13 protein-coding genes are annotated in these 12,484 nt (G+C 72.2%); 2 read left to right on the plus strand and 11 right to left on the minus strand.

From position 1 onward, the window contains the following. Nucleotides 1-12: 12 nt before the first annotated feature. The 4 genes from ACWD4O_RS01240 to ACWD4O_RS01255 form a co-directional block, all read right to left on the minus strand. On the minus strand, nt 13-834 hold the full coding sequence (locus ACWD4O_RS01240; RefSeq protein ID WP_451276201.1) for a TIGR04222 domain-containing membrane protein: 822 nt from the start codon (nt 832-834) through the stop codon (nt 13-15). Between the two features lie 121 nt (nt 835-955). After that, nucleotides 956-1,732: a DUF4142 domain-containing protein gene (locus tag ACWD4O_RS01245; RefSeq protein WP_451276203.1), complete on the minus strand. Its 777-nt coding sequence runs from the start codon at nt 1,730-1,732 to the stop codon at nt 956-958. A gap of 242 nt (nt 1,733-1,974) precedes the next feature. Then, complete coding sequence (locus tag ACWD4O_RS01250; RefSeq protein WP_451276205.1) at nt 1,975-3,333, minus strand: multinuclear nonheme iron-dependent oxidase; 1,359 nt, start codon at nt 3,331-3,333, stop codon at nt 1,975-1,977. A 199-nt stretch (nt 3,334-3,532) separates the two neighbouring features. Then, nucleotides 3,533-4,234, minus strand: a complete 702-nt coding sequence (locus tag ACWD4O_RS01255) for a peptidyl-tRNA hydrolase (protein WP_451276207.1) — start codon at nt 4,232-4,234, stop codon at nt 3,533-3,535. 39 nt (nt 4,235-4,273) lie between these two features. Between ACWD4O_RS01255 and ACWD4O_RS01260 the strand changes: the two genes are divergently transcribed. Then, complete coding sequence (locus ACWD4O_RS01260; protein WP_451276209.1) at nt 4,274-5,134, plus strand: ABC transporter ATP-binding protein; 861 nt, start codon at nt 4,274-4,276, stop codon at nt 5,132-5,134. Further along, nucleotides 5,131-5,802 (plus strand): ABC transporter, encoded by a 672-nt coding sequence (locus ACWD4O_RS01265; protein ID WP_451276211.1) that lies wholly within the window; start codon nt 5,131-5,133, stop codon nt 5,800-5,802. Before ACWD4O_RS01260 ends, ACWD4O_RS01265 begins: the two co-directional genes overlap by 4 nt. A gap of 104 nt (nt 5,803-5,906) precedes the next feature. On the opposite strand, the gene ACWD4O_RS01270 is transcribed toward ACWD4O_RS01265, so the two are convergent. The 7 genes from ACWD4O_RS01270 to ACWD4O_RS01300 all read right to left on the minus strand — a co-directional run bounded on the left by ACWD4O_RS01270 (nt 5,907) and on the right by ACWD4O_RS01300 (nt 12,455). After that, complete coding sequence (locus ACWD4O_RS01270; protein WP_451276213.1) at nt 5,907-6,110, minus strand: hypothetical protein; 204 nt, start codon at nt 6,108-6,110, stop codon at nt 5,907-5,909. 65 nt (nt 6,111-6,175) lie between these two features. After that, nucleotides 6,176-7,060 carry a polysaccharide deacetylase family protein gene (locus ACWD4O_RS01275; RefSeq protein ID WP_451276215.1) on the minus strand — a complete coding sequence of 295 codons (885 nt, stop codon included), beginning with the start codon at nt 7,058-7,060 and terminating at the stop codon, nt 6,176-6,178. Nucleotides 7,061-7,166: 106 nt separating this feature from the next. Next, nucleotides 7,167-8,588: a PhoX family protein gene (locus ACWD4O_RS01280; RefSeq protein WP_451276217.1), complete on the minus strand. Its 1,422-nt coding sequence runs from the start codon at nt 8,586-8,588 to the stop codon at nt 7,167-7,169. A 90-nt stretch (nt 8,589-8,678) separates the two neighbouring features. Then, entirely contained in the window at nt 8,679-9,596 is a 918-nt protein-coding gene (locus ACWD4O_RS01285; RefSeq protein ID WP_451276219.1) for a slipin family protein, read from the minus strand. Nucleotides 9,597-9,752: 156 nt separating this feature from the next. Beyond that, a complete protein-coding gene (locus tag ACWD4O_RS01290) occupies nt 9,753-11,267 on the minus strand; it encodes a SulP family inorganic anion transporter (RefSeq protein WP_451276221.1) in 1,515 nt (504 codons plus the stop codon). A gap of 8 nt (nt 11,268-11,275) precedes the next feature. Continuing rightward, a complete protein-coding gene (locus ACWD4O_RS01295) occupies nt 11,276-11,857 on the minus strand; it encodes a carbonic anhydrase (RefSeq protein WP_450945315.1) in 582 nt (193 codons plus the stop codon). A 190-nt stretch (nt 11,858-12,047) separates the two neighbouring features. Then, entirely contained in the window at nt 12,048-12,455 is a 408-nt protein-coding gene (locus ACWD4O_RS01300) for a hypothetical protein (RefSeq protein ID WP_451276224.1), read from the minus strand. Nucleotides 12,456-12,484 lie beyond the last annotated feature (29 nt).

Genomic DNA, 12,484 nt, shown 5'->3' on the forward strand with positions numbered 1-12,484 from the left:
CGGATCCCTGTCTCAGTCGCGCGCGTGCAGCCCGAGCAGCCCGTGGTACCCGTACTGCCCGCGGTGCGCGAAGGCAGCCCGCAGGTCCGGTTCGCCGACCGCGCGGATCCCGCGTACGGCCACGGAGGTCAGATACATGCGTTCGTCCCCCGCGCTCGCGGCGTGCCGGGCCAGCGTGCCCAGCAGCCGCTGGCCCGCCGGGGAGGCCCAGCGCGAGTACGGATGCGCCTCCACCCGCGCTATGGCCAGGCAGCTCAGGGTGAGGGCGAGGGGCAGCGCGAACCAGAGCGCGACGAGGTTGCGGGGCATCTCCGGGGCGGCGGGGAGCAGCAGTGCGGTGACGCCCAGCGCGACGACGACCACGGCGGCGGCCCGCACCTGCCGCACCCCGGTCGCGACCGTCGTACGGGCTCCGTCCGGCACCGCGAGGCCGGCGTCGACCAGCCGGTCGGCGAGGCCGCCCACCGCGTCCGCGGCCGCCGCCGCGGCCCGCACCGGGGCGATGGGCGACTGCCCCTCGGGCCCGATGGCCCCTATGACCGACCGTTCCATCTCGTCGCGCCCGCGCGGGTCGACGACGGTCGCCCAGCCGGTGTGGGCGAGCAGCAGCCGCCGCTGGCGCGCCATGGAGACCATGGTCAGGTCGGCGACCCGGCCCGGGCCGCCGGACAGGAAAGCCGCCTCGTACAGGGTCAGATCATGTCCGTGGCCCGCGTTCGCGTCGAGGCTCGCCGAACTCGCCGAGTTCGCCGCACGCGCAGCGGCCAGGCACAGCCGTGTGCACGCCGCGCCCGCGACGGCCCATGCCAGCAGCAGGAGAAGCACCCAGACCATGTCGTGTTTCTATGCCATCCGCACCGGGAAACGCCATGCCCCGTTCACGATCCGGACCGGGCGTTGTGCGTATGTGACGTTCCGCTTGCCTTCGTCCCGGGTGCCGCATGAGCTGCGTGCCTCAGGAGCCGGGTGGCGGGCTGGCCGCGGCCGGCGGGAGCGTGTAGGTGGGATACGGCGACGCCGTGAGCGGCACGACCGGCCCGGGGTCGGTCGTGGGCCCCGGCGGCCCGGGGGAGTTGGTGATCGGCGGCGGGCTGTCGGCCGCCAGGTCGCGGGCGAGGGCGTCGTAGTCGACGTACCCGGTAGCCTCGAGGATCTTGATGTGGTCCAGGACGGTGGTGTTGGCGTCGTCGGCGAGCGCGCGCACCAGCGAGTTGCGCGTACTGGCCCGGACCTGGGCGACGACGGAGAACACCCGGCCGTGCGCGAGGCGCAGGATGTTGGCGAACTTCCAGTCGTACTGCTGCCCCTGCGCCGCGTTCAGCTCCGCCAGCCAGCCTTTCTGCTGGTCGTTGGGCTCGTTCGGCAGCGCGAGGCCCAGTTGCGAGGCGACGGTGCGCACCCGCTCGTCCAGGAAGGCGTGGCCCTCGACCAGATGCCGGCCCGCCGTCCGCACGGCCTCGGTCGTGCCCTTCGTCTGCGCCTGCTGTCCGGCCGGCAGCTCCCACAGTCCGGCCAGCCGGACCTTGGTGATGAACTCCCGGTCCAGCGCGGACAGCGGCCCGTACTGCGTCGACACGCTCTGCGCGTTCAGTACGTCCACTCCCGTGCCCGAACGGTCGGAGTACGACCAGACCGGGAAGACCAGTGCCGCGAGGGTCGCCGCCAGGCATGTGATGATCAGCCCGGTACCACTGAAGATGCCTCTGCCCTTGATCGGGGGTCGCGGGCGCATGGTGCCTCCTGCTCACGGCACTGCACGCAAGTGCACATCGGTTGCGGGACTGGCATATTACTGCGCCCGGTCCGCCAACTGCCGTACAGGGTCGAACGGTTTCATCACGGGCATCTTGGATGAAACGGGAGGGCGGCAAGGGGTCCCAAAGCCGGGGAAACCGGTAGTAAACGCCTGTGGAAACGTTGTTGCCCGCGACGGACGCGGCCGGGTGTTAACCCCGGCACATTCGGGACGGTCCATCACCGTCGGATCAACGACCGTCCCATCCGACTCACCTGTTCCAGCAGGGACTTCGGCCTCGGTGCGGGTCCCGAGCGGTCCAGCCACCAGCGACGCAGTTCGCGGCGGGTCCGGCCTTCCGGCGACCGCCCGTCCAGGAGCATCTGCTCGGCGAAGTCGAGGGCGTCCTGGCGGTACCCGCCGCGCATCGGGTGCCGTCGCGCATACGCGACGAAAGCGGCCCGGTAACCGTTTCCGAGGATCTGCGGCAGCTCCGGCGCCACCTTGGCCACCACGTCGGCCCGCTTCGCCGCCAGAGCCCGTGCCTGCACGCCGAGGCGCACCCGGTCGAAGCCCTCGGGGACGGCTGTCCCCGCGACCAGTGCGGACAGCAGCGCGGCCTGGGTGAGGCCGAGGCGCTGACGGGCCGCCTCGTCGGGGGCGATGCCAGGGGCGACGCCGGGGCTGATCGGTTCCATCATCTGGGTCTGGGTCTGGGCCTGGGGCCGGGCGGGCGGGGCGGCTTCGTCGTCGACCCGTGCGCCGCGCAGTGCCGCACCGTTCTCGACGGCCTTCCGGATCGCGCCCAACTCCCGTTCCAGCTCGGTCGGTTCGGGGAAGTTCTCGTCCCGCTCCAACAGCACGCCGGGCGGCGACACCCGGGACGCGAGGTCGGTCAGGATGTCGAGGACCGGGCGGGGCACCGGGTGCGCATGACTGTCGTGCCAGACGCCGTCCCGCTCGAAGCCGCCCGCGACATGGACGTAGGCGATGGCCTCCAGGGGCAGTTCGGCCAGCGCCTCGGCGGGGTCCTCGCCGCGGTTGACGTGGTTGGTGTGCAGGTTGGCCACGTCGATCAGCAGCCGTACGCCGGTGCGGTCGGCCAGGTCGTACAGGAACTGTCCCTCCGTCATCTCCTCGTCCGGCCAGGCGACGAGCGCGGCGATGTTCTCGACGGCGAGCGGCACGGGCAGCGCGTCCTGTGCGATGCGCACGTTCTCGCACAGCACGTCGAGGGCGTCCCGGGTGCGCGGCACGGGCAGCAGATGCCCGGCCTCCAGCCGCGGGGACGCCGTCAGCGGGCCGCCCGCGCGGACGAACGCGATGTGCTCGGTGACCAGCGGCGAGCCCAGTGCCTCGGCCCGCTCGGCGAGCGCGGTCAGCCGCCCCTGGTCGGGTCGCTCCGCATCGCCGAGCCCGAGCGAGACGCCGTGCGGGATCACGGTGATCCCGCGCTCGCGCAGCCGCAGCAGGGAGTCGGGCAGATGCCCGGGACACACGTTCTCGGCGACGGCCTCGACCCAGTCGATGCCCGGCATCCGCTCCACGGCGTCCGCGATCTCCGGTCGCCAGCCGATCCCCGTCCCCAGTCGCATCATGGTCCCCGCCTCCTTCGTGCCCCCTGCGTGGTGACGGTGGTATCGCCCCGCCGCCGTCCTCCGAACCGCCCGCCGCCCTCCTTCAGAGCAACATTTGAGGTTCGGGCCGACGGGCCGACGGGCCTATGGAGTGACCGGCCTATGGGGTGACGGGTGCCGGCCGACCGGTGCCGGGCCGGCGGGCCGGTCGGCCGACGGGTCAGCGGGTCCTCAGGGCCGGATGATCGGCGACCACCGTGCAGCTGCCCGGCGCGATCTCGGTGAACCCCGCGTCCCGCACCAGCGGCAGGCCGCTCGTCGTCAGCTCACGCCACCGCTCCGGGGCCGCGGTCCGGACAGCAAGCGGGAAACCGGTTTCGCGCCAGGCCGCCCGCTCCTCGTCCGACAGGTCCCACCAGGCGAGCTGCGCGCCGTGCCCGGCCTGCGCCATCGCCTTCCCCGCCGACATCTCCACCTCCGGACTCATCCACAGCACGACGGTCCCCGGCTCGACGTCCGCGGGCGGCTCGGGATCGTCGAGATCGGTTCCGGAAACCTGAAGCTTCGCCAGTTCCTTCGGCCACCCGTCCAACGGCACGGGCGGAAACACCCGCACCTCCGCCGACTTCCCTGTGACGGTGATCCCCGGCAGCTCCCCGGCCCGCCGCCACTCGGCTCCCCGGGCCCGCCGCACCACCTTGCGAATGCGGGCGTCCTGCCAGTCCCGCATGACCTGCGCCCACTCGCCGTCCCCGACGGAGCGCTCGTCAGCGAGCAGGACGAGCACGGCACGGGCGGCCGTCTCGAGCGCGTCGGTGCGGGCGGGCGGCGCGGATTTCTCTATCCGCACGACGAGGGGCAACACGAACTGCGGAGCCTGGTCACGCGGGTTCGGCTCGGTCTGAAAGGGACTCTCACTCACAGGCGCAGGCTACTGGACCGGTGCGAGAGGATGCCCTTCATGGAACGCGATCTACGTCTGGAGAACGTGGGCCGCCGCTACGGCTTACGCGGCCCGTGGGTCCTGCGCGAGGTGAACATGGAACTGGCCCCCGCCGGCCTCACCCGGATCGAGGGCCCCAACGGATGCGGCAAGTCCACCCTCCTGCGGCTCCTCGCCCGGATCGACGCCCCCACGGAGGGCAGGGTCACCGGCCGCCCCCGCACCGCGTACGTCCCCGAACGCTTCCCCGCCGCCCTCCCGTTCACCGCCGTCGGCTACCTCACCCACCTCGGCACGGTGCACGGTCTGTCCCGTACCGCCGCCGAGCGCGCCGCGGGCGACTGGCTGGACCGCCTCGACGCCACCGCCTACGCCCACACCCCCATGACCCGCCTCTCGAAGGGCAGCAGCCAGAAGGTCGCCGTGGCACAGGCGCTCCTCGCCGAACCGGAACTGCTGATCCTGGACGAGGCATGGACCGGCCTGGACACGGACGCGCGGGCCGAACTGGAACGGGCGGTCGCCGAGCGGACGTCCGCCGGAGCGGCGGTGGTCTTCGTCGACCACGACCCCCGCCGCCTCGCCGGTGCCACGGACGCCGTGTACACGGTCCGCGACGGCACCCTGCACCGTCGTCGCAGCGACGAGGAGCCGGCCGCCGCCCCCGACGGCCCGCACATGACCATCGAGGTGCGCGGCCCAGCCGCGCCGCTTCCCCCGGAAGCGCTTCGCCTGGCCGCCTCCACCGAGGAGACGGCCGACCGCACCCACCGGCTCACCGTCCCCGTCTCCCACTCCGACGTCCTGCTCCGCGCCCTGCTGACCGCCCGCCCGCCGTGGCACGTGGTGGGCGTCCGGCCGGACGAGAGCCGCCGATGACCGCCCTCCTGCGCTACCAGAGCGCCCTGCTCCTGCGCTCGCAGCGCTGGCTGCCCCCGTTCCTCCTCTACGCCGTCTTCCTGGGGATCGGGGTCCAGGGCGGCCAGCCGCTGCTGGACTCGCTCGGCTACACCGCCGCGTTCCTGCTGCCCGTGGCCGCCTGGCTGGTGCGGATCTGCGTGACCGGCGAGCCCCCGGCCGCCCGCACCGTCGTCGCGGCGGCGGTCGGGCCCGCGCGGGCGCATCTGGCCTGTGTACTGGTCGCGCTGACCGGGGCCGCGCTGCTCGGCACGGCGGCGACAGCACTCGTCACGGTCATCAGCGACCCGGTCGGCAGCGACCACCACAAGCGGGTCCCGGTCCTCGAAGCCGCCGGCGCCGGACTGCTCGCCGTCCTGACCTGCGCCCTGCTCGGCACGGCCGTCGGCGCGCTCACCGCCTGGCCCGTGCTGCGCTCGCCCGGCCGTGCGGTGCCCGCGCTGCTGCTGGCGGCCCTGCTGGCGCTGGTGGTAACCGGTTCCCCGGCGCATGCGGCCGTCAGCGGCCTGGTGGACGGCTCCCACTCGGCGACCGTCCACGTGCCGATCCTGCCGCTGGTCGCCGCGATCCTGCTGAGCGCCGCAGCCGTCGCAGTGGCCTGCGCGCTCACGTCCCGTCGATCACCCTGACCCGGGCGAGCACGCAGAGTAACCGGTTACCCGTGTTGTCCGAGCACTCGTGTCGCCCTGGCCGCCTGAGTTCCCCGAGTTCCCCGAGTTGCCCGGGTAACCGGTTACCCCGAGCAAGCCGTCCGCTGTGCCTCCTGCCACTCGCACACCGGGCACAGAGTGATCCCCTTGTGCGACTCCGGATACTCCGTCGGCTTCCGGCACAGCACACACTCCGCATACGGCGGCCCCTCGGCCTTGGGCGGCGTGGTCGCGTCGATCAGGCAGCAGTCCCGGTCGTGCTCCTGGTCGCTGTCGTCGTCACTCATGCCTCCAGCGTACGAAAGCGTACGAAAGCGTTTCCGGCGCACGAGGTCGGCGTGGGTGAGGTGACTCACCGCCGCCCGCTCGCCGTTCCGATCAGCTCGGACACCTTCACGAACCGGTACCCCTGTCGGCGCAGTTCCGGCACGATCGTCCGCACCGCCCGCTCGGTCGTCGGGGCCGCGCTGCGGGTGCAGTGCATGACGACGACCGACCCGGGCCGCACACCCTCCAGCACCTGTCGGGCCACCGCGTCCGCGTCCGTCGCGAACGCGTCCCCGCTGACCACGTCCCACTGGACGGCGGTCACGCCGGTGCCGCTCACCGCGCGCAGCGCTCGCTTGTCGTAACAGCCGCCGGGGAAACGGAAGTAGGGCATCGCGTCGGTCACTCCGGCCTTGCGGAACGCCGTGTAGGCCCGCTCCACGTCGGCCCGCATCCGGTTCTCGGGGACGGTGGGCAGGCCGTAGCAGTCGCCGGTGAAGGCGTGGTGACTGTAGGAGTGGTTGGCGATCTCGAACCGGGGGTCGCGGTCGATGGAACGAGCCTGGTCCGGGTACTCCTCGGCCCAGCGGCCGGTCATGAACACGGTGGCCGGCACCTTCAGCGTCCGAAGGGCCGTGATCAGCCCCGGGTTGTCGAAGTGCTCGCCGGCCGCGGCCCGGGCCCCCTGGTCGGAGGTCATGTCGGCGTCGAAGGTGAGGGCGACGGTCCGGTCGGCGGTGCGGGGCGCGTTGTGGAAGACGGGAGTGAGACCGGCCGGACCGGGAGCCAGCGTCGGGGGCATCGAGGGGACGACAGAGGCGGGGGCGGAGGCGGGGGCGGAGGTGTGGGCGGGAGCGGCGGGGCGAGGGGCCTGCGGCTGCCGAGGAGCACCGCAGGCGGTGAGCGTGAGGGCGCCGAGGGCGGCACCGAGGGCGCAGAGGCCGGCGAGACGGCGCACGGGAAGGATCATCGTATGAAGTTATGGGGTGCGGCTCATTGCCTGTGTGGATATATGACCGCGTCTCTGTCGGCGTCACCCACCCGGCTCCGAACCGGTTCCGATCCGCTGTCCGGGACTAGCGTCGCCACGGCCCCGTGATCGCGAATGTCGTCCCGGGGTTGTAGCAGTTGACGTACATCGTCCTGCCGTCGGGGGAGAAGGTGACGCCGGCGAACTCGCCCCACTCGGGGGCCTCGGGTGTCCCGATGTTCTGTCGGCCGCGCGCCATCGCGTACACCTCGCCGGCCCGGGTCACGCCGAAGACGTGCTGGGCGCCGTGGCCGTCCTCGCAGACCATCAGGCCGCCGCCGGCCGCCAGACAGATGTTGTCCGGGGACTCGCCGGGGAGCTGGACGTCGGTGTCCGGGCCGAAGACGATGACGAGGCTGAGGCGACGGCGCTGCGGGTCGTAGCGCCAGACCTGGCCGAAGTGGTCGGCCGCCGAGCCGTCCGTGCCGCGCGCGAACGACGAGACGAAGTACACGGACCGCCCGCCCCAGTAACAGCCCTCCAGCTTCTGGGCGTGCGTGATGCCCTTCGGGCCGAAGTCCTGCAGACGGACCGGGGTTTCGGCGGCGAGTGGATCCGGCACGTCCACCCACTCGATGCCCTCGAAGACCGCCCCCGTGTCCTGGATGGACGACAGGTCCGGCACGCCGGGGACCCGCATCGCCTGAAGGCGGCCGCCCGCGCGCAGCGAGCCCACCCCGCCCAGCGGCTTCTCCGGCAGAAAACGATAGAAAAGGCCGAACGGCTTGAGAAACGCGTCCTCCGTTTCGTAAACGGTTCCATTGTTCGGATCGACGGCGATCGCCTCGTGCTGGAAACGTCCCATCGCGGTCAGCGGGACGGCCCCGGTGCGGCGCGGGTCGGACGGGTCGACCTCGAAGATGAAGCCGTGGTCCTTGCTGTAACCGTTTGTGCCGGCTTTGTCCTCTGTCTCCTCGCAGGTCAGCCAGGTGTGCCACGGAGTGGGCCCGCCCGCGCAGTTGACGGCCGTACCGGCGATGGCGACCCGCTCCGACAGCACCTTGTTCCGGGAGTCCAGCGTCAGGGCCGTACAACCGCCCTTGCCCGCAGGGTCGTAGGTCAGGCCCTTGATCGTGGGGACGGGGTGCGCCGCGGTGGGGCGGTTCTCGTGGTTGCGGACCAGGTGGACCCGACCGCCGGGGCCGGGGAGGGCCGTCATGCCGTCGTGGTGGGAGGGCACCGGGCCCTCGCCGGAGCGCAGCGGATCGCCCTCGCGGGAGAGGACCCGGTAGCGGAAGCCCTCGGGGAGGTCGAGCAGGCCGTCCGGGTCGGGCACGAGGGGGCCGTAGCCGTCGTGGCCGAGGTTCTGCGCGGTGGCGGTGGCGGTGGCGGTGCCGGTCGTGGTGGTGGTCGGGGTGCCGGTGAAGAGGTCGGAGAGAGCACCGCTGAACGCGATGCCCACCCCTGCTCCGACTCCCACTCCCATGACACCGGTGCCGGCGAGGATCTGACGTCGTGTCGCAGACATGGGAAAACCTTCCTGCTGGCGGACAGGAACTGTGATCCCGTCGTGTCTATCACCCGGAGCACGCCCCAGGAGCCACACATGGAGCACGTGTCACTCGTCGACGGCCTTCGGCGGAGGCGGAGGCGGAGGCGGAGGTGAAGACGGCGTTGGGGCCTGAGCAGGTGTCTGAGGAGGCGTCTGAGGCGGTGGCTGTGCAGGCGGAGGAGGTTGTGGCGCGGGCGACTGCTGCTGAGGGTGTTGTGGGAGCGGTTGCTGGGCCTTTTCCAGGAAGCGCAGCAATTCCACCGGGAACGGCAGGACGAGCGTGGAGTTCTTCTCGGCGGCCACCGCCACCACCGTCTGGAGCAACCGCAACTGGAGCGCGGCAGGCTGCTCGGACATCTCCTTCGCCGCCTCGGCGAGCTTCTTCGACGCCTGCAGCTCGGCGTCCGCGTTGATGATCCGCGCCCGGCGCTCACGGTCGGCCTCGGCCTGGCGGGCCATCGAGCGCTTCATGGTGTCCGGCAGGGACACGTCCTTGATCTCGACGCGGTCGATCTGCACGCCCCAGCCGATGGCCGGGCTGTCGATCATCAGCTCCAGGCCCTGGTTGAGCTTCTCCCGGTTCGACAGCAGGTCGTCCAGGTCGCTCTTGCCGATGATCGACCGCAGGGAGGTCTGCGCCATCTGCGAGACGGCGAAACGGTAGTCCTCGACGTTGATGATCGCGGCCGGCGCGTCCACGACCCTGAAGTACACGACCGCGTCGACCCGCACGGTCACGTTGTCGCGGGTGATGCCCTCCTGGGCCGGAATGGGCATCGTCACGATCTGCATGTTGACCTTGCGCAGCCGGTCCACGGCCGGGACGACCAGCGTGAACCCCGGCGGGCGGACGTCGCCGCGCAGCCGGCCGAGCCGGAGGACCACCCCGCGCTCGTACTGCTTGACGACCCGGGCGGCCGCCCCGAGATACACGACCCCCGCGACACCGACCGCCGCGGCCACGCCCAGCAGCTCCTGGAGCATGACGACCTCCTCGGGAAGAGGGCCGTTCCGTCTGCTCCTGCAACGATATGCCCGCCGCCGGGCCAGGGGCCACGCCCCGGACCGCCGTCCGGGCCGGGGTCGCCGTCCGGCCCGGGGCCACGCCCCGAGCCCCGGGCCGGACGACGGGCTGCGCGGCTAGCCGGTCGTCACCGGTTCCGTGACCTTCACCGGCTCCGTGCCGACCGCGCTGTGCCGTTCCGCCCAGGTCTCCAGGGCCGAGCGGCAGGCGTGGTCGAGGTGGTGCAGGCCCGAGAGGTCCAGTTCGACCGGGCGGTCCTGCGGGAGGGCCTCCAGGCTGTCGAGGATCTTCGGCAGGCGCAGGAAGGTCGCGTTGCCCGACAGATACGCCTGGACCGGCCCGGCGCCCTTGTCGACGACCTCCGTCCTGATGTGCGAGGCCTCCCAGGCCGTCTTGGCGACGGCCAGTGCCAGACCGATGAGCACGCCCTCGAACATGCTGACCGCGACGATCGACACGGCCGTGGCGACCAGGATCAGCGCCTCGCCGCGGTGCTCGCGCCAGAGCCCGACGATCGCCCGCACGGGCACGAGCTTGGCGCCCGCGTGGACGAGGATGCCGGCCAGCGCCGGGATGGGGAGGTAGGCCAGCACGTCCGGCAGCAGGGCCGCGAACAGCAGCAGCCACACGCCGTGCAGCACGCGGGACGCCTTCGTGCGCGCGCCCGCCTGCACATTGGCCGCGCTGCGCACGATCACCGCGGTCATCGGCAGCGCGCCGAGCATCCCGCAGAGCGCGTTGCCCGCGCCCTGCGCCATCAGCTCCTTGTCGTACTCGGTGCGCGGGCCGCCGTGCAGCCGGTCCACCGCCGCCGCGCTGAACAGCGACTCGGCGGACGCGATCAGGGTGAACGCGACGATCGTGCCGAGCAGGCCGACGTCCGCCAGTTCGCCGAAGGAGCCGAGCGACGGGGGCTGGACCGCGCCCAGCAGGCCCTGCACCTCGACGGTGGCCACGGGCAGGTTCAGCAGCAGGGCGGCGACCGTCGCCAGGCCCACCGCGGCGAGCGGGCCGGGCACCGTGCGGACCTGTTTCGGCAACCGCTTCCACAACACCAGCACCGCGACGGTGCCGACACCGAGCGCGAGCGAGGCCGACGCGGCGGCGCTGCCGGCCGCGTCCACGAGCGCCTCGGGCAGCCCGGCGATCTTCTCCAGACCGGCTGCCGGCGCCTTGGCGCCGACCACCGAGTACAGCTGACCGGCGATCAGCACCAGGCCGATCCCGGCCAGCATGCCCTCGACGACCGAGACCGAGATGGCCCGGAAGTAGCGGCCCAGCTTCAGGGCGCCCATGGCGAGTTGCAGGGCGCCCGTGACGAGGACGATCACTCCGAGGGCGGGCAGGCCGAACTCCTGCACCGCCTCGAAGACCAGCACGGTCAGTCCGGCCGCCGGGCCGGACACCTGCAGGCTGCTGCCCCGCATCAGCCCGGTGACGAGGCCGCCGACGATGCCGGTGACGAGCCCGAGCTCGGCCGGCACGCCGGAGGCCACGGCCACGCCCACGCACAGCGGGAGCGCGACCAGGAAGACGACGAGCGAGGCGGCGAAGTCCTGCCTGAGATGGGGGAACCCGGATATGCGCGGGGATATTCGGCGGGACGTCCGCCGGTCGGCGTTCTGGTTCATCGGGGCGCTCACAGGGCTTCGAAGCCGTCGGTGTCCACGCGGTGTTCGCGCACGGCGCCGGTGTGTACCTCGTAGTACCAGCCGCGCACCCGCAGCCGGCCTTCGGCGAGCCGCTTCTCCACGCAGGGGTAGGAGCGCAGCCGCAGCAGCTGGGCGAGCACATGGTTCTGCACCGCCCGCATGACCGTCGGGTCGTCGGGATCGGCGGTCCCCGGTTCGTCCGCGGCGTGGGCGAGCCAGTCGCGTACGGCGGGGACGCCGTCGAGGTCGTCGCCGCGCACCAGCGCGCCGACGGCGCCGCAGTGCGAGTGGCCGCAGACCACGACGTCCTGGACGCCGAGGACCTCCACGGCGTACTCGATGGTGGCCGCCTCGCCGGTGGGGAGGGCGGAGCCGTAGGGGGGAACGATGTTGCCCGCGGTGCGCAGCTCGAAGAGCTCGCCGGGGCGGGCGCCCGTGATCAGGGCGGGCACGACCCGCGAGTCGGAGCAGGTGATGAAGAGGACCTGGGGCGACTGGCCTTCGGCGAGTTTGGCGAACTCCTCAGGGCGCTGTCCGAACGTACGGGCGTTGTCGATGAGGGGCTGCATGACGTGGTGACTCCTCCTGGCGCGCAGTGGGGGCGCGTCGGATGTGCAGGACACAGGACAGATGCACAGCGCGGGCACCCGAACGGCGCGACTGCACCGGAACAGCGCGGCTGCACCGGAACAGGTGTGCGGGAACGGCTGTGCAGGACACAGGACAGGTGGGGGAACTGCTGTTCTGCTCGCTGCTCTCTCAGCAGCGGAAGACCTGAAGCGCCGCCGGAGAGTGCGTTGTCGAGGGTCTCGACCCGTGCTCGTACGGTTCGGCCGGCCGGGTCGGCTGGTGCGCCGCCGCCGGGTCCAGTGCCAGCAGCGCGCGCTCGGGCTCCTGGGGAGCGGGGGCGGTGCACAGGGCAGCGCGGCGGTGGTCGCGGGAGCGCAGCGGATCGGCGGGGCCGCCGGACCGGTCGCAGCCGCGGATCGTGACGAACTCGTCGCGTACGGGCTTGCCCGAGGGCTTGAATCCGGGCTGAGCCTTGGCCTCGACCTGACGCACGGTATGCGCGGATGCGAACGAGGAGGTGGATGCGAAGAACGGAAGGGCCAGCAGCACGGCGGCGAGCAGCGCGAAGGCGGTCTTGACCGTCCTACCTCGCAACATGCGCCCCCCTCCCGGCACTCTCTCCTCTA

It is taken from the genome of Streptomyces sp. NPDC002623 (genome assembly GCF_053592635.1).